Genomic DNA, 20,304 nt, shown 5'->3' with positions numbered 1-20,304 from the left:
TCCGGTCCGCTCCCGGGAAGCGGAGGCGTTAGGACCGTACGCGCAGCGGGAATCGACACCACGGCGCACGGGCTGGGAGGGCGGAGCCGTGGAGGATCCTGCTGAGGCCGTCATCGCCCTGGCACGGCAGCGAGGCCTCGGCGGGCTCGCCGTGACGCACCGGGTGCGGGTGTACGACGGCGGGCTGTACGTCGTCGCCGCGCTGCTCGGCGTGGTCGGCGTGGGGTTCCTCGCCGGTCACATCGCCGCGGCCGGGGTGGTCGTCCTGCTGGTGGCCGCCGCCGTGGCCGCGCTCGGAGTGCGGTGCCACCGCCGCGCCCGGCGCGCATTCCCCGTCCTGTACGGCTTCGAGCACGGTGTCATCCTGCGCGCGGGCGACGGACCACCGCACGCCTACCGGTGGTCGGAGATCGACCTGGAGATCCGCAAGACGGCGCGGGACCTTCCTCCTTGGGGCATGGCCGAGCCCGATCTGCTCCTGCGGGGCCCGGACGGCAGGCTGCTGGCCTCGGTGCGCGACCCGGCCAAGCGGAAGCGTCTTGCCGACCTCGCCGCGGGCTGAGCGGACGGCCGCGCGGGCCGGGTGCGCGAGCCCCGCTCAGTGCCCCGCCGCGTACGCGCGCGGCCGCGACCGGCAGCGCAATTCTGAGGAAGCGCCCCGCCCGGCCCGCTCCCTAGCGTGAGCGGCATGAGAGACGATCTTGCGACGAGCGCGGACGACGCGCCCGGCACACGACCCGCCGCGCCGGACGGCACGGCCCTGCGGGTGGCCCTGTGGCGCGCCCTCCACGTGCGGGCCGACCCGCCGCCCCACGTACTGGAGGACGAGGTCGGCCTGCGCCTCGCGGCACCGGACGACGGCTGGCGCGGCCGCCCGGACATGGACGAGCGGGCCACGCGCCGGATGCGGGCGTCCATCGTGGCGCGGGCCCGCTTCGTCGAGGACCTGGTGACCCAGCGGGCCGGTGAAGGCGTCACGCAGTACGTCGTCCTCGGCGCGGGCCTCGACACCTTCGCCCAGCGCAGGCCCGAGATCGCGGCGCGGCTGCGGGTGTTCGAGGTCGACGAGCCCGCCACACAGGCGTGGAAGCGGCGGCGCCTGGCCGAGCTCGGCCAGGGCGTGCCCGAGTGGCTGCGGTTCGTGCCGGTCGACTTCGAGGCGGGCGCGTCCTGGTGGGACCACCTGGTGACGGCCGGGTTCGACCCGGCCAGGCCCGCCGTCGTGGCCTCCACCGGCGTCTGTCCGTACCTCACCCGCGACGCGACCGCGGCCACCCTGCGCCAGGTCGCGCGGCTCGCCCCCGGCTCCACCCTGGTCACCTCGTTCATGGTGCCGCTCGACCTCGTCGCGCCGGAGGAGCGGCCGCTGCTCCAGGCGGCCGAGCGGGCCGCGCGTGCGGCCGGTACGCCCTTCGTCAGCTTCTTCGCTCCCGGGGAACTCCTGGCGCTCGCCGGGGAGTCCGGCTTCCGGGACGCCCGGCGCGTGTCGGCCGCGAGCCTCGCCCGGCGCTACTTCGAGGGCAGGGCGGACGGCCTGCGCCCCTCCAGCGCGGAGGAGCTGCTGGTGGCGGACACCTAGGAGGACCGCGCCCGGGCGGTCACCGGTCGGCGCCCGGCGCGAGGAGCCGCAGCAGCCCGGCGCGCAGGGCGGCGGTGGCCGCCGCGGCGGGCACGCGCCCGGCGCGGACCTCGTCCCCCGTGGCGTGGTTGAGCGCGATGACGGCCGCCACCTGCCAGGACAGCGCGGGGCGCGGGTCGAAGTCCCCCGTGTCGCGGCCGCGTCGCAGGACGCCCGCGACGCGGTCGGCGATCGGCGCGTGCCGTGAGCGGTCCTCCTCGGGCGCGGCCGGACGCCCGCCGAGCCGGATCAGGGCCGGATACGCCTCGGCGACGCTCCAGGCCGCGTCGAGCAGCCGCAGCAGCGCCTCCGGCGGCGGGCCCGCGTCGGCTTCGGCGGCGTCCATCGCCTCCGTCACCTTCTCCGTCACGCGGTCCACGACCGCCGTGAGCAGGCCGTCCCGCGAGGGGAAGTGCGCGTACACGGTCTGGCGGGTGACTCCGGCGGCGGCCGCGACGGCGGCCATGCCCGCGTCGGGGCGCTCGCCGAGCAGGCTCACGGCCGCGTCGAGGACGGCGGTACGGCTGCGTTCGGCGTCGGCGCGGCGCTGTGGAGGAGAGCTCAACTCTTACACCTTGTCAAAGTTGTCGGCTGCTCCATATCTTACAGGCTGTAAGAGTTAGCGGGGTGGCGGAACGTGCGCCGCTCCGCGTCACCGCGTCCGGACGGGAGCACCGTGAAACCACCGCACCAGAGCACTCCCGAGCAGTTCATCGCCGACTTCTTCACCTCCTTCCACGAGCAGGTCGTGCGGGGCGAGCACGATCCGGCGCCCGTGATGGCCCGCTTCTACACGCCCGACATCGTGATGGTCAGCGACGGCGTGCGGCTCGACTGGGGGAGGCTCGTCGACCACATCCGCCCCGTGCGCAAGAACCTGGCGGCGGGCGTCGAGCCCCGGTTCGAGGTGCACGAGGCCATCGCCGACGGCGACCGGATCGCGGCACGGCTCACCATCGACGCGACCACGCGCAAGAAGCGGATCGTCACCGAGGTCATGGCCTTCTACGCGTTCACACCGGACGGAAGGATGAGCCGGTCCCACGGCTTCACCCGGACGGCCACCGACTAAGGCTCCGCTGAGGGGGTCCGGGCGTGTGGTCGCCCGCCGACTGTGGCGACCGCACACCCGTCCGCACCGCCGGAGGGGAGAGGCGGCGCGGAACACCCGTGCCAGGGCGGGCGTGGACCTCCACGTCGCCGGCGCCCCGCACCGCGCTCCCGGCCCTCGGGCGGCCCGTCCAGCGTCGTGGCCGCGAGGGCGTCCCGCCATCCGTATCCCGCGCGGTCCGCATACGTACGCCGGGAGCCGTGTCCGGCCCCGGGGCGCGACACCCGTACGTACGTATGCCGCCCACGGGGGAGCGTCAGTCCGCGAGGGCCTCGGGGATCTCGGCGCGCGAGGTGAGGCCGAGCTTGGCGAGGATGCGCTCGACGTGGGTGTCCGCGGTCCGCTTGGAGATGACCAGGTGCTCGGCGACCTCCCGGTTGGACAGGCCCCGCGCCACGAGCGCGGCGACCTCGCGCTCGCGCGGGGTCAGCGCGTCGGCCGCGCGCCCCTGGCGGGAGCCGGGCACGGTCCTGGCCGAAGCGGGCACGTCCGCGTCGGCCCGCACCGCCTCCAGGACCTCCGTCCCCGAAAGCCGCGCCCCCAGGCCGTGCCAGCGCTCGTAGGCCGTGTCACCGAGCGCGGCCCGCACCGCCCGCTGCGTCGCCTCCTGCTCCTCCAGGAGCGAGGGCAGCATCGCCACCGGATCCCCGGTCAGGCGCCGCGCGCTCTCCGCGTACCCAAGCAGCCAGGCCGCGCGCGTGTGCCGCCCCCGCCCGGCGGCGTGCCAGGCGAGCCCCAGGCAGCACAGCGCGGCGACCAGCACGTCCCCGACCTCGCTCACCGCCTCCAGGGCCGTGCGCAGCGGCGGCGCGCTCTCCTCGCGCCGCCCGGCGAGCCACAGCACGATGCCCTGCACCATCAGCGTCGAGGCGTACAGCTGACGGTCCCCGGTCTCCCTCAGGTACGCGAGCCCGATCGCGCACAGCTTCAACGCCCCCTCGACGTCCCCGAGGACGGCCCGCAGCAGCGCGCCTTCGTAGTGGACCACGCCGATGCCGAGCGGATCCCCGGCCGCCACGATCCGCTCGCGCCCCCGCTCCAGCTGGGCGAGCCCCTCCTCGGTCTCCCCGCACAGCGCGCGCATCGCCCCCAAGTACGGCTCGGCGAACAGCTCCACGCGCTCCTCGCCGCAGCGCACCGCCACGGCCCGCGCCTCCTCGAAGTGGCCGGGGGCCGCGTCGAGGTCGCCGCTCCACACGGCGAGCACCCCGGAAAGCAGCAGCCCCCAGGCCCGCTCCGGGCCGTCGTCGGGCACGAGCGCGAGCCCCTTGTCGATCCAGTACCGCCCCTCCGACAGCGTGCCCGCCGCCCGCCAGAACGGCGCCAACTGCGCGGCCAGCCACAGGCCTTGCGCCGCACGGCCCGGCGTGGCGAAGGCGTGGCCGAGGGCGCCGCGCAGATCGGCGGCCGCAGCCCGCGCCTCCTCGTACCGCACGGCCTGCGCCGGGGTGAGCAGTTCGTCCCACAGCCGCTGGCCGCGCCGCCGGTGGAACGAGAAGTGCCGCTCCCGCACGGCCCCGGCGTCGTCCATGGCCTCCAGGCGCTCGGCGCCGTACGCGCGCAGGGTGTCGAGGAGCCGGTAGCGCCCCGTGCCCTCGCCGAGGTGCTGCACCACCGACTTGTCGACGAGCCCGACGAGCGCGTCCAGGACGTCCTCCGCGGCGAGCGCGCCGCCCGCGCACACCCGCTCCGCGGCGGCCAGCTCGAACGGGCCCGCGAACACCGAGAGCCGCGCCCACAGCAGGCGCTCGGCGGGCGCGCACAGCTCGTGCGACCAGTCGATGGCCGTGCGCAGCGTCTGGTGCCGGGCGAGCGCCGTGCGCCGGCCGCCCGTCAGGACCCCGAAGCGCCGGTCGAGCCGCGCCACCAGCTGCGCGAGCGGCACCGCCCGCAGACGCACCGCCGCGAGCTCGAGCGCCAGCGGAATCCCGTCGAGGCGGTCGACGAGCGCCCGCAGCTGCGCCCGGTTGGCGTCGCGCACCGCGAAGTCCGGGACCACGGCCGCCGCGCGCCGCGCGAACAGCTCCAGGGCGTCGTCGGCCGGGAGCGGCGCGATCGGCAGGCACCGCTCGCCGGGCACGTCGAGCGGCTGGCGGCTGGTGGCGAGGACGCACACCTCTGCGGCCTCCCGCAGCAGCACGTCGCACAGCAGCGCGCAGGCGTCCACCAGGTGCTCACAGGTGTCGAGGACGATCAGCAGGCGGCGCTCGCGCAGATGCGCGACGAGCGCGTCCAGCGGCTCCATCCCCGCTTGTTCGGGCACGTCGAGCACGGCGGCCAGGGTCGCGGGGACGAGCTCGGGGTCGCGCAGCGCGGACAGCTCCGTCAGCCACACCCCGTCGGGGAAGCGGCCGGAGAGCTCGCCCGCCACGCGCAGGGCCGTGCGGCTCTTGCCCACGCCGCCGGGGCCCACCAGGGTCACGACCGGGGCGCGCGCGAACGCCTCCTGGATCAGGGCGAGTTCCTCGGCCCGCCCGACGAAGTCGGTCCGTTCGACGGGCAACTGCCCGCCGCGCCGCTGTCCGAAGCCGAATCCCATGGCGCCCCCGTGCCCCCTCGACCGCGCACCGCGATCAGCGCGTCTCGTTCCTCAGCGTAGGAGAACGACAGCGGAGTGTTAACGGAAACGGGGGCGGCGGGTACGAGGCGCGCGGCGCGGCCCGAACGAGGGGAGGAGCGCGGTGGTCAGAGCTGGCGCAGGTGGTCCCGCAGCGCGCGGGCGACCTGGGCCATCAGGGCCTCGGCGCCCGGCTGCGCGCTCGCGGGCACGAGGGACTCGGTCAGGACGGCGACGGCGAAGGACTGGCCGTCGGCGTGCTCGACGACCCCGATCTCGTGGCGCAGGTTGAGCAGCGTGCCGGTCTTGGAGGACCAGGTGGCGGCGTCGGAGCTGAAGTCCGGGGTGAGCCGGTGCCGGATGAGGTTGTGGGCCATCAGGTCCCGGACCCGCGCGGCCACATCGGGGTGGATCGCGGAGGGGGTCCACAGGGCCTGGAGCAGGTCGGCGAAGGCGCGGGCGCTGCCGGTGTTGGCGCGGGTGGTGTCGAGCTGGGGCAGGCGGTGGCCGCGGCCGCTGGTGCCCGCGTCTATGGCGAGGGCGTGGGCGAGGTGGACCTGCGCGGCGTCGAGGCGCTCGGCGGGGGTGTCGACGAGCTCGCGCGTGTCGTGCCGGACGGTGATGCCGCCGATGCCGAGCTCATCGAGGATCTCGCTGACGCGGCCCGGGGGCGTGAGGTCGAACAGGGCGTCGGCGGCGGCGCCGTCGCTCAGGCTCGTGCTCAGGTACAGCAGGTCGTCGATGGCGATCCGGGCCGGGTGGCGGAAGCGGCTCACACCGGTGGGGCCGGGCGTGGTGATCCGTCCGGGCACCACCTCGACCGGGGTCGCGCCGTCGATCTCGCCGCGGCGGACGCGCTCCGCCGTCGCCACCGCGAGCGGGATCTTGACCAGGGACGCGGAGGGGAGCTGGGCGTCAGGATCGATGCCCAGTTCGTCCCCCGTGCGCAGGTCCCGTACGAGCAGACAGCCGTGCAGGCCGCCCTCGCGCAGCTGGCGGCGCAGGTCGCGCAGCAGGGCCTCGGTGCTCACGTGCTGGTTCCTCCTGGGGTGCGGACCTGGGCCCTTGTGCCGAGGCAGCGGGCGATGGCCGGGCCGAGGCGGGCCTCGATGTGCTGGGGGTTGCCGTCCGCGGCGGCGGTCAGGGCGAAGCCGCGGCTGAGCGCGATCTCGCCGATGGGCCGCCAGGCCAGACAGAGCTCGTCGGCCTGGGCGAGGGAGCACAGGAGCAGGTCGCCGCCGCACAGGACCTCCGCCGCGGCGGTGGTCAGATCGGCCGCGGCGGCCAGTTGGGCCGGGCGCAGGCCGAGCGCGTCCCGCAGCCGCGTCAGCGGGTCGCGGATGTGCGGCACGTCGTCCTCCGGCTGGATCCAGACGCGGCGTGCCGGTTCGGCGCTGCCGCGGCCGAGGCGCAGGGTCTCCAGGTAGACGCGGCGCACGCCGGGGTCGCGGGCGGCGGCGAGGCCCAGCGGCACGGTCCACGCGGCCTGGTCCGCGGGCACGGCGAGCAGGGCGGCCCGCACCTGCTGCGCGTGGAGGAGCTCCAGGCGCCGGGGCGGGAGCGCGACCCGCGGGTCGAGGGTGATGCCGTGGCCGCGGGCCTCGGCGACGAGGCGGGCGAGACCGGCGGTGGTGCAGACGTCGGGCACCGCGAGCCGCCACGGCTTGCGCTTGGCGGCCTCCGCCTCGTCGAGCAGCACGTCCGCCGCCCGGACCAGCTGGCGGGCCACCGGCAGCAGGTCCCGGCCGAAGGGGGTGAGCACGGCGCGCCGGGACGTCCGCTCGAACAGGGGCTCCCCGAAGCGCTCCTCCAGGGCGGCGACACGGCGGCTGGCCACCGACTGCGACATCCGCGCGGCGGCGGCGCCCACGGTGAAGCCGCCGCGGTCGCTGACGCTGACGAACGCCCGGCACGCTCCCACCAGATCCACCCCCGCACTCTATGCCGGATCGGCATGGAATGGCGCGTACGGGTATTGGACCGCATGGACGCCCGATGGCCAGGGTGGTCCTGGCACCGAGTCCACCCACCGGGACGGGCCGAGCCGCCCCGTCCCCCGACGCCCCCGCACGGGGCGCCCTGGAGGTTTGATCCATGCAGCACACGCGTACCCGGCGTGCCGCCCTGGCCGCGATCGCCGCGCTCACCCTCGTCCCGCTCGTGGCCTGCGGGCAGGACTCGTCGGCGTCGTCCTCATCGGCCTCGTCGAAGTCGAAGGCGCCGGGCACGTCGGGCGAGGCGGCGCGGACGACGCGGGCCTCGGCGGCGGACGCCTCGACGACCGGCGCCCGCGCGTTCAGGAAGCTTGAGGGCCAGTACGACGCGCGGCTCGGCGTCTACGCCGTGGACACCGGCACTGGACGCCAGGTCGCCTACCGCGCGGGCGAGCGCTTCGCCTTCGCGTCCACGTGCAAGGCCCTGCAGGCGGGCGCCGTACTGCGCAAGTACTCCCTGGGCGGCATGGACAAGCTGGTGAAGTACTCCAAGGACGACTTGGTCGCCAACTCGCCCGTCACGGAGAAGCACGTCGGCACCGGCATGACCCTGGACGCCCTGTCCGACGCCGCCGTCCGCTACAGCGACAACACCGCGGCCAACCTGCTCTTCGACCACCTCGGGGGGCCGCGCGGCATGAACGCCGTCCTGAAGGAGCTGGGTGACGACGTCACGCGCATGGAGCGCGTCGAGCCGGACCTGAGCGAGTGGATCCCGGGCGACACACGGGACACGACCACGCCCCGGGCGCTCGCCAAGGACCTGCGCGCGTTCGTCCTCGGGGACGCGCTCGGCAAGGGGGAGCGCAAGCGGCTCACGCGGTGGCTGAAGACCAACACCACCGGGGACGAGCTGATCCGGGCCGGGGTGCCCAAGGGCTGGGTGGTCGGTGACAAGACCGGCGCCACCAGCACGTACGGCGGACGCAACGACATCGCCGTGGTGTGGCGCCCGAACGCCGCCCCGATCGTCATGGCGGTCATGACGAACCGCAAGGAGAAGGACGCGACGTACGACAACAAGCTCATCGCCGACGCGGCCGCCGTGGTCGCGGACGAGGTGGCGTAGCGGACGGCTCGCGGGGCGGGCTCTCGTGAGGGGTGCGGTGGGCGGACCGGCCGGTGGCCGGTCCGCCCACCGCGTCACTGTCAGTACCAGTCGCCGCACCACACGACGGCGCCCGCGCTGTTGGCGGTGCAGGTCCTGACCTTGAGGTCCTTGATCTTCACGTCCGACCGGGTGTGCAGACTGGTGTGGATACCGGTCTTGGTGGTGTCCTTGAGCGTGTTGAGGACGCGCGTGACGGGCTTCCACGTGCCGTCGCTCAGGTACGAGTAACTGGCCTCGAGCCGGGCGTCGTTGCCGTCCTCGTAGAGGTCCCACATGTTGCCGTAGACGGCGCCCTTGCCGTCCTCCCAGTCCACGCGGACGAGGATGCGCGCGCCGTCCGTCTTGCCGTCGTGCGGCGAGAGGATGTTGCGGGAGTTGGCGTAGCGGACCTCGCCCTCGGTCCAGTGCTCGGGCGCGGCCGCCGCGGGCGACGCCACGGCCACGGCGGCGAGCGCCGCTCCGGCCAGCGGCGCGAACACGCGCGTGGACACCTTGGCGAGCTTCATGAATCCCCCTTCTCCGCCCCGGGTCATGGGGCTCGTGGTGATCGGCTGGCTCACCCAAGCACGCCGCCACGAGGCCTGTCACCAGTCATAGGGGTTCATGCCCCTGTCGCGGCGCTGATCTCGCCAAGTAGGGGTGGGGGAGGGGGTGTTCGGGCCCGGTCGGGCCTCGGGTTCGCCGGGTGGTGCCGCGGTGAACGCGCCCCGTGCCGGGGGCCTTCGGCGGGGGCTTGCGGTGGTCCCGCGTGCCGCGCTCGCGTGAAGTGAGGTTAGCCTAACCAAACACGCGTCCCGGAATCAGGCCGGAAGGGCTCGGCCTTGCGCTTGTATTAGGTTAGGCTTACCTAACCATTACGGGGGGAGTTGCCCATGCCTGACCACATATCCGGCGCCCGCGCCGAACTCGCCGACAGAACCGCCCTGGTCACCGGGGCGGGCCGGGGGATCGGCGCCGCGGTCGCCGAGGCCCTGGCCGCCGCGGGCGCCCGTGTCGTGGCCACCGACCGCGCGGCCGACGGAATCGCCGCGCTCGTCGCCCGCTGGACCGAGCGCCAGGCGCGCGGCGGCGAGGGCACCGCGGGCACGCTCACCGGCCGGGTCCTCGACGTCACCGACCCCGCGGCCGTCCAGGCCGTGGTGCGCGCCGCCGAGCGCGAGCACGGACCCGTCGACATCCTCGTGAACGTCGCCGGAATCCTCCGCCCGGGCCCCGCCGCCGAACTCACCGACCACGACTGGGCGGACACCTTCGCCGTGAACGCCACCGGCGTCCTGCACACCGCCCGCGCCGTCACCCCCGGCATGGCCGCGCGCGGCCGCGGCAGCGTCGTCACCGTCGGCTCCAACGCCGCGGGCGTCCCCCGCACGGGCATGGCCGCCTACGCCGCCTCCAAGGCCGCCGCCGCGATGTACACCAAATGCCTCGGTCTGGAACTCGCCCGCAGCGGTGTGCGGTGCAACGTCGTCGCCCCCGGCTCGACCGACACCGCCATGCAGCGCGCCCTGTGGACCGACGACGCCGCCCCCCAGCGGGTCATCGACGGCGACCCCGCCACGTACCGCACCGGCATCCCCCTCGGCCGCATCGCCGAGCCCCGTGACATCGCCGAGTCCGTGCTCTTCCTCGCCTCGGACCGCGCGCGCCACATCACCATGCAGGAGCTCTACGTCGACGGCGGCGCCACCCTCCGCTGACGTCCCGGCGCTCCTGACGGCCGCACCCCGGCCCTCGCTCCGCACCGCCTCCTCCACCCGCACACACAGCTCACCGGTGTCCGCGCGCCCGCCCGCGCCCGGACGGCGTGAGAGAAACGGAGACCCTCGTGTCGACGGCACCCGATGTCGCCACACACGCCCCGGCCCCGGCCGCGCCCACCCACCCCGCCGTGGGCGCCGCCACCGCCCTGCTCGCCGACCACACCCCCGGCGCCCGCTTCCTCGCCACCCCCACCCGGACCCTGCTCGGCCACGGCGTCCACACCGAAGTGCCCCACGGCGACAGACCCCTGGCGGAACGCGTCGCCCGGACCCTCGAAGCGGCCCGCGACGCCGGAGCCGAGGCGCCCGTCGTCATCGGCGCGGTGCCCTTCGACCAGGAGGCCCCCGCGGCGCTCGCCGTGCCCCGGTCGCTGCGCACCGCGCCGCCGCTGGCCTCCGACCCGCTGATCGCCCTGCCCGCCGAGCCGCCCGCCCCCGTCGACTGGCGCATCCGGCAGGTCCCCGAGCCCGAGCGGTACGGCGCGGCCGTGGCCGCGGCCGTCGACCGCATGTGGCGGGGCGAGTTCAGCAAGGTCGTCCTCGCCCGCACCCTCGAACTCGACAGCGACACGCCCCTCGACGTGCCCGCCCTGCTCCAGCGCCTGGCCCGGCGCGACCCCTCCGGCTACACCTTCGCCCTGCCCACCGGGCCCGAGCGCACCCTCATCGGCGCCAGCCCCGAGCTCCTGGTCTCCCGGCGCGGACAGCGCGTCGTCGCCAACCCGCTCGCCGGGTCCATCCCGCGCAGCGAGGACCTGGCGGAGGACGTGCGCCGCGCGGCCGCCCTGCTGCAGTCCGCCAAGGACCTGCACGAGCACGCCGTCGTCGTCGACGCCGTGCACCAGGCACTCGCCCCGTACTGCGCCGACATGACCGTCCCCGCCACGCCCACCCTGATCCGCACCGCCGCCATGTGGCACCTGTCCACGACCGTCACCGGCACCCTGAGCAGCCCGCGCACCTCCGCGCTCGCGCTCGCCCAGGCGCTCCACCCCACCCCGGCCGTGTGCGGCACGCCGACCGCCACCGCCCGCGAGGTGATCCGCGCCAGCGAGCCCTTCGACCGCGGGTTCTTCACCGGCATGGTCGGCTGGGGCGACGCCTCCGGCGACGGCGAGTGGGTCGTCACCATCCGCTGCGCGGAGGCTGAGCGGACCGCGCTGCGCCTGTACGCGGGCGCGGGCGTCGTCGCGGCCTCCGAGCCGGAGGCGGAGACCGCGGAGACCGCCGCGAAGTTCCGTACGTTCCTCACCGCCGTGGGAGCCCAGCTGTGACCAGCGCACCGAACCAAGCTCCCTTCTGGCCCGCCGAGTTCGCCGAGCGCTACCGCGCCGCGGGCCACTGGCGCGGCGAGACCTTCGGCGGCCTGCTGCGCGAGCGGGCCGCCGCCCATCCGGACCGGGTGGCGATCGTCGACCCCGCCACGAGCCGCCGCTGGACCTACGGCGAACTCGACGCCCGGGCCGACCGGCTCGCCGCGGGCCTGCTCGCGCGCGGCATCGCGCCCGGCGACCGCGTGGTCGTGCAACTGCCCAACATCGCCGAGTTCTTCGAGGTGGTCTTCGCGCTCTTCCGGATCGGCGCGCTGCCGGTGTTCGCGCTGCCCGCCCACCGCGAGACGGAGATCGCCTACTTCTGCCGCTTCACCGAGGCCGCCGCCTATGTCATCGCCGCCGAGCACGGCGGCTACGACTACCGGGCGCTGGCCGCGACGGTCCGGGCCGAGGTGCCGACGCTGCGGCACGTGTGGGTCGCGCAGGGCGAGCCGGGGGAGTTCGAGGCCCTGGCCGACGTGTCCGAGCACGTGGCCGCCGACGCCGACGCCCTGGACGCGGCCGGGCCCGCCCCGCACGACCTGGCCTTCCTCCAGCTGTCCGGCGGCAGCACCGGCGTACCCAAACTGATCCCGCGCACCCACGACGACTACATCTACTCACTGCGCGGCTCCAACGAGCTCTGCGGCGTCGACGAGCACAGCGTCTACCTGTGCGTGCTCCCGGCCGCCCACAACTTCCCGCTGTCCTCGCCCGGCACGCTCGGCGCGCTGTACGCCGGGGCCCGCGTCGTCCTGTGCCCGCAGCCGGGTCCCGACGCCGCCTTCCCGCTCATCGAGCGCGAGGGCGTCACCCTCACCGGACTCGTGCCGCCGCTCGCGCTCCTGTGGACCCAGGCCGCGGCCACCACGCCGCACGACCTGAGCAGCCTGGACGTCCTGCTCGTGGGCGGCGCGAAGTTCAGCGAGGAGGCGGCCCGCCGGGTGCGCCCCGCCCTCGGCTGCACGCTCCAGCAGGTCTTCGGCATGGCCGAGGGCCTGGTCAACTACACGCGCCTGGACGACCCCGAGGAGACCATCGTCACCACGCAGGGCCGGCCGATCTCCCCGGACGACGAGGTGCGCGTCGTCGACGACGAGGACAACGACCTGCCGCCCGGCGCCACCGGACACCTCCTGACCCGCGGCCCGTACACCATCCGCGGCTACTGGAACGCCCCCGAGCACAACGCGCGGTCCTTCACCGCGGACGGCTTCTACCGCACCGGGGACATCGTCCGCCTCACCGACACCGGCCACCTGGTCGTCGAGGGCCGGGCCAAGGACCAGATCAACCGGGGCGGCGAGAAGATCGCGGCCGAGGAGATCGAGAACCACCTCCTGGCCCACCCCGCCGTCCACGACGCCAACGTGGTCGGCGAGCCCGACCCGTACCTCGGCGAGCGCACCTGCGCGTACGTGATCCTGCGCGCCGGCGCGGAACCCCTGAAGCCCCTCGCCGTGAAGCGGTTCGTACGGGAGCGGGGACTCGCCGCGTACAAGGTCCCCGACCGCGTGGAGTTCGTCGACGCCTTCCCCCAGACGGGCGTGGGCAAGATCTCCAAGAAGGACCTGCGCAGCGCGGCCGCCCAGCCGCCCGCCACCTCCTGATCCGAAGCTTCCTGACCCGCACCGAAACGGACGACACCGCACCATGGCCCTGCCCGCCATCGCCCCCTACCCCATGCCCGCCGCGGCCGACCTGCCCGCCAACCGCGTCCCGTGGACGGTGGACCCCGCGCGCGCCGTGCTCCTCGTGCACGACCTGCAGAACTACTTCCTGTCCGCCTACGACGCCGATGCCGCCCCGATCCCCGAACTCCTCGGCAACGTCAGGGCCTTGAAGGAGCACGCCGCCGCACTCGGCATCCCGGTGGTCTATACCGCCCAGCCCGGCGGCCAGACCCCCGCCGAGCGCGGCCTCCAGCAGGACTTCTGGGGGTCGGGACTGCCGGACGACCCGCACGCGGCGGCCATCGCGGAGCCCGTCGCGCCGGGCGCCGGGGACACCGTCCTGACGAAGTGGAAGTACAGCGGGTTCGTGCGCACGTCGCTCGCGGACGACCTGCGCGCCCAGGGCCGCGACCAGCTCGTCATCACCGGCGTGTACGCCCACATCGGCGTCATGATGACGGCGTGCGACGCCTGGATGCGCGACATCCAGGCCTTCGTGGTGGCCGACGCCGTCGCGGACTTCTCCGCCGAAGACCACGCCATGGCGCTGCGCTGGGCCGCCGGGCGGTGCGCGGTCGTGACCACCACCGCCGACGTGCTCGGGCAGCCTGCCTGACGTGACGTCAGGAGTACGTCCTCGAACGGGAAATGGTCTACACCCTTGACTGGTATAGACCAAGCCGGTTGACTGCGCCCCAGTCCGTCTCGGCCCCCACCGTGGCTCGCCGCCGCACCGAGGAGTGAAGAGATTGAACGAGCGCAAGCACGCCCGTCCGACGTACTCCCCGCCCCTGGAATCCGGCCGTCACGAGGCGGTGCGACCCCGCCGCGTGGCGGCCCGGATCCGCGAACGCGCCCAGCGCCTTCGGCCGTTGCTCGCCGGGACGGCCGCGGCCGGAGCCGCCGCCCTGCTCGCCGTGCTGCTCCCGGCGTCCCCGGCGGCGGCGGCACCCGCCGCCGTGCCCGCCTGCGCCTCGGCGTGGGACTCCGGCGCCGTCTACACCAATGGCTCCACCGTCTCGCACGGGAGCCGCAACTGGCAGGCCAAGTGGTGGACGCGGGGCGAGACGCCCGGCACCACCGGAGAGTGGGGAGTCTGGGTGGACCAGGGGCAGTGCGGGACCGGGGGCGGCAACCCCGACCCGAGCGGCTTCATCGTGAGCCAGGGCCAGTTCGACCAGATGTTCCCGAACAGGAAGCCCTTCTACACCTACCAGGGCCTGGTCGACGCCCTGAAGGCCTACCCCGAGTTCACCAAGACCGGCAGCGACACCGTCCGCAAGCGGGAGGCCGCCGCCTTCCTCGCCAACGTCAGCCACGAGACCGGCGGCCTCGTCCACGTCGTCGAACAGAACCAGGCCAACTACCCGCACTACTGCGACAAGACGCAGCCCTACGGCTGCCCCGCGGGCAACGACGCCTACTACGGTCGCGGCCCGATCCAGCTGAGCTGGAACTTCAACTACAAGGCCGCCGGTGAGGCCCTTGGCCTCGACCTTCTGAACAACCCCTGGCTGGTCGAGCGCGATCCGTCCGTGGCCTGGCAGACCGGGCTGTGGTACTGGAACACCCAGAAGGGCCCGGGCACCGTGACGGGTCATCAGGCCATCGTCGACGGCCACGGCTTCGGCGAGACGATCCGCAGCATCAACGGCACCCTGGAGTGCAACGGCGGCAACCCGGCCCAGGTGCAGAGCCGGATCAACCGCTATCAGCAGTTCGTCCAGATCCTCGGCACCACCCCGGGTGACAAGCTGAGCTGCTGACCGTCACCCGCACCCGGCCGCCGGGTCCCGCTCCCCCGGGACCCGGCGGCACCGCGTTCGGGCCCTCCTGCGCGCGTTCCGCCGCGTGACCGGCCGCACCGCGCCCATACTGGCCGCTGTGCGCGTTGCGATGATGACAGCAGGCTCCAGGGGCGACGTGGCCCCGTTCATCGGCCTCGGAGCGGGCCTGACCGCCGCCGGACACGACGTCACCCTGGTGACCCACGAGATGTTCGCGCCCCTGACGGAGGGCTCCGGGATCCGCTTCCTGCCGCTGCCCGTCGACCCGCGGGCGGAGCTGCACTCCGAACGCGGCCAGGGGCTGCACCGCAGCGGCACCGGCGTCGGCAAGCTGCTGCGGGCCCTGTCCATGGGCAAGGCCGTCGTCGGCCAGTTCACCGACAGCCTCATCGAGGCGGCCAAGCGCAGCGACGTCCTCGTCCTCGCCGGGGTGGTGGCCCCGCTCGGCTGCGCCGTCGCCGAGGGCCTGCGCCTTCCCAGCGTCGGCGTCAACCTCCAGCCCATGCACGCCACCCGGGCGTTCGCGCCCCCGCTGGCCACCGTCCGCTCCCTCGGCCCCGCGGGCAACCGCCTCGCCGGGCACGCCGTCACCGCCGTCATCGAGCGGATCTTCACCGAGGCCGCCAGGGACGCGCGCGCCCGCCTCGGGCTGCCCCCGCGCGGCCTCGGCGCAGCCCGCCGCGCCCGCGAACGCCAGCGGTGGCCCGTCCTGTACGGCTTCAGCCCCCGGGTGGTGCCCCGCCCCGCCGACTGGCGGCCCGGCCTGGACGTCGTCGGCTACTGGTGGTCGCACGACGTGCGCTCCCAACTCCCCGCCGACCTTGAGGACTTCCTCGCCGCGGGCCCGCCCCCGGTCTTCGTCGGCCTCGGCAGCGCCACCGTCCCCGCCCCCGGCCACCTCTGCGACCGGGTGGTGGGCGCCCTGCGCGCGGCGGGCCTGCGCGGCGTCATCCAGCGCGGCTGGGCCGGTCTGGGCGCCACCGGCGACGACATCCTCACCATCGGCGACGTCCCGCACAGCCTGCTGTTCCCGCGCACGGCCGCCGTGGTCCACCACTGCGGCGCGGGCACCACCGCCGCGGGCCTGCGCGCCGGGGTCCCCGCCGTGCCCGTGCCCGTCCAGTTCGACGAGATGTTCTGGGCGCGCCGCCTGACCGCCCTGGGCGCCGCCCCCGGCGTCATCCCGCTGCCGCGGCTGACCCCGTGGAACCTCGCCGAGGCCCTGACCCGGGTGACGCGCGACCCCGCGTACCGCGACCGCGCCCGCGCCGTCGCCGCGGACCTGGCGGCCGAGGACGCGGTCAGGCCCGTACGGGAGCTGCTGCGCGGCATCGAGAACGGGGAGAACGGGGAAGGCGTCGCCCGCCCGCGCTGAAGCAGGGGTCAGGCGCGCCAATGCGCCGGGCGTGCCAGCGTCGCGGGGAGCTTCGTGGCGGCGTCGCCCCGGGCGGCGTTGAGCTGGGGCTGGGTGAGGAACAGCGCCCCCGTCAGATCGGCCCCGCACAGGTTGGTGTCCCGCATGTCCGCGCCGATCAGGTCCGCGTCGCGCAGGTCGGCCCCCGACAGGTCGGCGGCGATGAGCAGCGCGCCCCGCAGGCTGGCGCCCCGGAGCCGCGCGGCGCGCAGCCGGGCGCCCATCAGGTTGGCGCCCCGGTGGTTCTTCTTGCGCCCCGGCACCGCGGCGCGGGCCAGCTCACTGGCGCGCAGAAGCAGCGGGTTCACCTCGCCGCGCAGCCCGTCCACGTCCACGGACAGAAGGGCGTCGGGCGTGTCCCGGGTCAGCGCGTCGATCCGGTCGTACGCGGCGCGCAGCTCGCGGTGGACGGGCCGGGCCGCTGGCAGGTCGAGGGCCTCGGCGGCGTACTTGAGCAGCTCGTGCAGCTGCCGCACGACGGGGAAGACCTCGTACATCGCGCGGGCCGACGCGGGCTCCTCGCGCCAGCTGCGGCCCCCGAAGGTGATCTGGGAGACCTTCTGGCCCGCGCCGAAGCAGTCGAACACCGTGCAGCCGTTGTAGCCCTTGTCCCGCAGCCGCGTGTGGACCGAGCAGCGGAAGTCCTCCTGGAGGTTGCCGCAGGGCGTGCCCGCGGCCTTGTCCACCGGGAAGTCCGACGAGCGGGCGAAGGGCAGGGCCACACAGCACAGGCCGAAGCAGCTGCCGCAGTCGGCCCGCAGGTCGGGGTGGTCGGTGTGCGCGGTGCGCTGGGACAACGGGGGTGACTCCTGATCCGGCGGATGCGGGGTGCGTGCGAAAGTGAGGCGCGCTCGCCCCGGCCCCCGCCCGTGGCCCGCGCGGCGCCCCCGGCCGCCTACTCGGCCGTCTCGGCCTGCTCGGCCTTCTTCGCCTTGAGTCGGGCCGCTTCCTTGCGGACGTCCGCCTGCGTGGCCCGCTCCCGCTCCAGCCACTCGGGGCGCTCCGTCTTGAGGGCCTCGATCTGCTCGGTGGTCAGCGCCTCGGTGACACCGCCGCGCGCGAGGCCGGCGATGGACACGCCCAGCTTCGCCGCGACCACCGGGCGGGGGTGCGGTCCCTCGCGGCGCAGGTCGCGCAGCCACTGGGGCGGGTCGGCCTGCAGAGCGTTGAGCTCGGTCCGCGAGACGACACCCTCCTGGAACTCGGCGGGGGTGGCCTCGAGGTACACACCCAGCTTCTTGGCCGCGGTGGCGGGCTTCATCGTCTGGGCGGAGTGGTGCGACGTCATGGGACAAGGGTATCGAGCGAACGCGCGAGCGATGACCACTCCGATCATGGACCGCCCGTTCCGGGCCCCGGTCCCGGCGCGTCGGCAGCGGCCGCGGCGGGCCAAGGGCGGGCGGCGACGGGCGGCGACGGTCCCGTCTGACTACTGCCGGTAGTCTGGCGAGGTGACAGCCTCGGATGATTCCCCTGACTCCGCCACGTTTCGGCTCGCCTACGTTCCCGGGGTGACGCCCTCGAAGTGGGTGCGCGTCTGGAACGAGCGGCTGCCCGACGTGCCCCTGACGCTCGTCCCGGTGTCCGTGGCCGAGGCGTGCGCGGTGCTGCGCGAGGGCGGGGCCGACGCGGGACTCGTGCGGCTTCCGGTCGACGGGGAAGACCTGAGCGCGATTCCGCTGTACGAGGAGACGACGGTCGTCGTCGTCCCCAAGGACCACATCGTGGCGGCCGTCGAGGAGGTGTCCCCGGCGGACCTCGCCGACGAGCTGGTCCTTCACCCCCTCGACGACACCCTCGACTGGGAGCACCCGCCCGGCCGCCCCGCCCTCGAGCGCCCGGCCACGACGGCCGATGCCATCGAGCTGGTGGCGGCGGGCGTGGGCGTGCTCGCCGTACCGCAGTCCCTCGCGCGCCTGCACCACCGCCGTGACCTCACCTACCGCACGCTCACCGGCGTCCCCACCTCCCGCGTCGCGCTGTCATGGCCGCAGGAGGCGACGACCGACCTGGTGGACGACTTCATCGGCATCGTCCGCGGGCGCACCGTCAACAGCACCCGGGGCCGCCGGGGCCAGACCGAGGCCGAGCCGAAGGCCAAGCGCCCGGAGAAGACCGGCGGCGCCCGGCGCCAGGCCGGGGCGGGCAAGCAGCAGGGCAAGCAGCAGGCCAGGCAGCCGGGCAAGGGCCCTCGCCGCGGCTCAGGGGCCGCCAAGGGCGGCCAGCGCGGCAAGCCGCGCCGGGGCCGCTGACCCGCGGGCGGGCTCCCTAGCCGGGCCGCTTGACGCAGGTCAGGTCGCCCGACGGCAGCGTGCCCGTCGCCAGGTACGCGTTGACCTCGGCGTCGACGCAGGCGTTGCCGTACTCGGCGTAGATCCCGTGCCGGTAGGCGCCCCGCAAGGTGAGCAGCCGGGAGCTCGGCAGCAGGCGGTGCAGGGCGACGGCGCCCCGGTGCGGGGTGCGCGGGTCGCCGGTGGCGGACACGATCAGGGCCTCGGCGTCGTGCCGTACGCGCGTGGGCCGCTCGCGCGGGGGGTCCCAGAAGGCGCAGGGGCCGATGTTCCGCGTGAGTGAGCCAAGGAGCCGGTGCCGCGCGCGGCCGCGCTCGATGTCCCGCCAGTAGTGCTCGGGGTCGCGCGGGGCGGCCACGTCACCGCACAGGATCGCGGTCTGGACGCTCGCCTGGTGCGAATCGCCGCCGGTCAGCGCGAACCGCAGGAGGTCCGCGAACCCCGGCGCAAGCCGCGTCGGCTTCCCCGCCGCCGCCCTGGCCAGCGTGGACAGCTGGTCGCCGAGGGCGGCCCGGGCGGCGTCGGAGTCGTCCGCGATGCCGTTGACGATCAGGAACGGCACCAGCGAGTCGTCGACACGGAACACCTCGGGGGCGGCGCCGACGGTCAGCGGGCGGCGCGCGGACGCCTCGAAGACGCGGTCCACGGCGGCGAGGACGGCACCGCGGGTGAGGCCGAGACCGTAGGCGCCGTCGCGGGCCGCCGCCCAGGACGCCCAGTCACCGAGCGCCCGCTCGTTCGCGCGCTCGGCGCCCCGCAGCAGCTGAGGGCCGTAGCGGCGCGGGTCGATCGCCCCGTCGAGCACCATCCGGTCGACGCGGCCGGGGAACATCTGGCTGTAGACCGTGCCCAGGTACGTGCCGTACGAGTAGCCGAGGTACGAAAGGCGCCGCTCACCGAGCGCACTGCGCACGACGTCCATGTCGCGGGCCGTGTCGCGGGTGCTGACGTACGGCAGGACCGGCGCGTGGGCGGCGCGGCACCGCTCGGCGAGGCCCTTCTGGAAGGCGGCCTGCCGCTCGAAGCCCGCCCGGCCGAGACCGGCCGCGACGACGGAGGTGCCCACGGGCCACCCGCAGTCCAGCGGCGTGCTGCGGCCCACGAAGCGCGGGTCCATGCCGATCACGTCGTAGCGCGGGCCGACCGACTTCATCGCCGCGCGGATGTCCGGCGGCGCGTCGAGCGTCGGGCCGCCCGGGCCGCCGTAGTTGACGACCAGCGAGCCGACGCGGCGACGGGTGTCGGTGGCCTTGATCCGGGACAGGGCGACGGTGAGCGTGCGGCCCTCCGGGTCGGCGTAGTCGAGCGGCACCGTCACGTCGGCGCAGCGCGCGCCCGCCTTCTCTAAGGTGCGGCCCCGCTTGTCGTCCGGGCCGAGGACGCAGCTGCGCCAGTCGAGCCGCTGCTGGCGGTAGCGGTCGAGCCCGCCCGCACCGGGCGACGCGTCCGCCGCCGCGGGCGCGGCGAGCGCCAGCGCGAGCGCGGCGGCGCTCCACACCGGTCGGCGTGAGGGGAAGAGGGGGTGTCGCACGGGGTGCCGTCGCTGCGTCATACGACGACGCTAGAAGCCCCCGGGGCCGCGCTCACTGGAGCCCGCCCCCCGATCCCCGGTCGGGTTTCGTCTACCACCACCGCCGGTGCGAATTGCCCGCGACGGCGTTCGTCGCACACCTGT

Annotated in this window: 19 protein-coding genes; 11 read left to right on the top strand and 8 right to left on the bottom strand. The window is 75.0% G+C overall.

Translation table 11 applies throughout. The annotated features are described in order from the left end of the window. The first annotated feature begins 88 nt into the window (after positions 1-88). Both AC07A4_RS05945 and AC07A4_RS05940 read left to right on the top strand, forming a co-directional pair. Complete coding sequence (locus AC07A4_RS05945; RefSeq protein ID WP_478593544.1) at positions 89-562, top strand: hypothetical protein; 474 nt, start codon at positions 89-91, stop codon at positions 560-562. 126 nt (positions 563-688) lie between these two features. After that, positions 689-1,579: a class I SAM-dependent methyltransferase gene (locus AC07A4_RS05940; protein ID WP_478593541.1), complete on the top strand. Its 891-nt coding sequence runs from the start codon at positions 689-691 to the stop codon at positions 1,577-1,579. A gap of 19 nt (positions 1,580-1,598) precedes the next feature. Here the strand turns inward: AC07A4_RS05940 and AC07A4_RS05935 are convergent, their stop codons facing one another. After that, positions 1,599-2,183, bottom strand: coding sequence for a TetR/AcrR family transcriptional regulator (locus tag AC07A4_RS05935; protein ID WP_478593539.1), 585 nt, complete (start codon positions 2,181-2,183; stop codon positions 1,599-1,601). A gap of 111 nt (positions 2,184-2,294) precedes the next feature. Between AC07A4_RS05935 and AC07A4_RS05930 the strand changes: the two genes are divergently transcribed. Further along, entirely contained in the window at positions 2,295-2,690 is a 396-nt protein-coding gene (locus tag AC07A4_RS05930) for a nuclear transport factor 2 family protein (protein WP_478593536.1), read from the top strand. A 295-nt stretch (positions 2,691-2,985) separates the two neighbouring features. Here AC07A4_RS05930 and AC07A4_RS05925 read toward each other — a convergent pair whose 3' ends face one another. From AC07A4_RS05925 to AC07A4_RS05915, 3 genes are all read right to left on the bottom strand, one after another. Beyond that, positions 2,986-5,268, bottom strand: coding sequence for an ATP-binding protein (locus AC07A4_RS05925; protein WP_478593534.1), 2,283 nt, complete (start codon positions 5,266-5,268; stop codon positions 2,986-2,988). A gap of 146 nt (positions 5,269-5,414) precedes the next feature. After that, positions 5,415-6,317 (bottom strand): serine hydrolase, encoded by a 903-nt coding sequence (locus AC07A4_RS05920; RefSeq protein WP_478593533.1) that lies wholly within the window; start codon positions 6,315-6,317, stop codon positions 5,415-5,417. Then, positions 6,314-7,216 carry a LysR family transcriptional regulator gene (locus AC07A4_RS05915; RefSeq protein WP_478593531.1) on the bottom strand — a complete coding sequence of 301 codons (903 nt, stop codon included), beginning with the start codon at positions 7,214-7,216 and terminating at the stop codon, positions 6,314-6,316. Before AC07A4_RS05915 ends, AC07A4_RS05920 begins: the two co-directional genes overlap by 4 nt. 164 nt (positions 7,217-7,380) lie before the next feature. Between AC07A4_RS05915 and bla the strand changes: the two genes are divergently transcribed. Next, complete coding sequence (bla, locus tag AC07A4_RS05910; RefSeq protein WP_478593529.1) at positions 7,381-8,349, top strand: class A beta-lactamase; 969 nt, start codon at positions 7,381-7,383, stop codon at positions 8,347-8,349. A gap of 80 nt (positions 8,350-8,429) precedes the next feature. On the opposite strand, the gene AC07A4_RS05905 is transcribed toward bla, so the two are convergent. Beyond that, entirely contained in the window at positions 8,430-8,897 is a 468-nt protein-coding gene (locus AC07A4_RS05905) for a hypothetical protein (RefSeq protein ID WP_478593526.1), read from the bottom strand. A gap of 366 nt (positions 8,898-9,263) precedes the next feature. On the opposite strand from AC07A4_RS05905, the gene AC07A4_RS05900 reads away from it, so the two are divergent. From AC07A4_RS05900 to AC07A4_RS05875, 6 genes are all read left to right on the top strand, one after another. Further along, positions 9,264-10,088 (top strand): 2,3-dihydro-2,3-dihydroxybenzoate dehydrogenase, encoded by an 825-nt coding sequence (locus tag AC07A4_RS05900; protein WP_478593524.1) that lies wholly within the window; start codon positions 9,264-9,266, stop codon positions 10,086-10,088. A gap of 128 nt (positions 10,089-10,216) precedes the next feature. After that, on the top strand, positions 10,217-11,425 hold the full coding sequence (gene dhbC / locus AC07A4_RS05895; RefSeq protein WP_478593522.1) for an isochorismate synthase DhbC: 1,209 nt from the start codon (positions 10,217-10,219) through the stop codon (positions 11,423-11,425). Further along, on the top strand, positions 11,422-13,074 hold the full coding sequence (locus AC07A4_RS05890; protein WP_478593520.1) for a (2,3-dihydroxybenzoyl)adenylate synthase: 1,653 nt from the start codon (positions 11,422-11,424) through the stop codon (positions 13,072-13,074). The genes dhbC and AC07A4_RS05890 overlap by 4 nt, the downstream gene beginning before the upstream one ends. A 43-nt stretch (positions 13,075-13,117) precedes the next feature. After that, the gene (locus tag AC07A4_RS05885; protein WP_478593518.1) at positions 13,118-13,753 is read left to right on the top strand and encodes an isochorismatase family protein; all 636 of its coding nucleotides are present in this window, start codon (positions 13,118-13,120) and stop codon (positions 13,751-13,753) included. A 226-nt stretch (positions 13,754-13,979) separates the two neighbouring features. Beyond that, on the top strand, positions 13,980-14,903 hold the full coding sequence (locus tag AC07A4_RS05880; RefSeq protein ID WP_478594362.1) for a glycoside hydrolase family 19 protein: 924 nt from the start codon (positions 13,980-13,982) through the stop codon (positions 14,901-14,903). Between the two features lie 133 nt (positions 14,904-15,036). Continuing rightward, on the top strand, positions 15,037-16,299 hold the full coding sequence (locus AC07A4_RS05875; protein ID WP_478594359.1) for a glycosyltransferase: 1,263 nt from the start codon (positions 15,037-15,039) through the stop codon (positions 16,297-16,299). An 8-nt stretch (positions 16,300-16,307) separates the two neighbouring features. Here the strand turns inward: AC07A4_RS05875 and AC07A4_RS05870 are convergent, their stop codons facing one another. Together AC07A4_RS05870 and AC07A4_RS05865 are read right to left on the bottom strand one after the other, a co-directional pair. After that, positions 16,308-17,135: a pentapeptide repeat-containing protein gene (locus AC07A4_RS05870; RefSeq protein WP_478593516.1), complete on the bottom strand. Its 828-nt coding sequence runs from the start codon at positions 17,133-17,135 to the stop codon at positions 16,308-16,310. Positions 17,136-17,233: 98 nt separating this feature from the next. Further along, positions 17,234-17,626 (bottom strand): DUF5997 family protein, encoded by a 393-nt coding sequence (locus tag AC07A4_RS05865; protein ID WP_478593513.1) that lies wholly within the window; start codon positions 17,624-17,626, stop codon positions 17,234-17,236. A 163-nt stretch (positions 17,627-17,789) separates the two neighbouring features. Between AC07A4_RS05865 and AC07A4_RS05860 the strand changes: the two genes are divergently transcribed. After that, positions 17,790-18,590, top strand: coding sequence for a LysR family substrate-binding domain-containing protein (locus AC07A4_RS05860; protein WP_478593510.1), 801 nt, complete (start codon positions 17,790-17,792; stop codon positions 18,588-18,590). Between the two features lie 16 nt (positions 18,591-18,606). On the opposite strand, the gene AC07A4_RS05855 is transcribed toward AC07A4_RS05860, so the two are convergent. Beyond that, positions 18,607-20,181, bottom strand: a complete 1,575-nt coding sequence (locus tag AC07A4_RS05855; protein WP_478593508.1) for an alpha/beta hydrolase — start codon at positions 20,179-20,181, stop codon at positions 18,607-18,609. Between the last annotated feature and the right edge of the window lie 123 nt (positions 20,182-20,304).

Source organism: Streptomyces sp. NPDC043996 (assembly GCF_056435225.1).
This window is presented reverse-complemented; position numbering and strand designations above follow the sequence as displayed.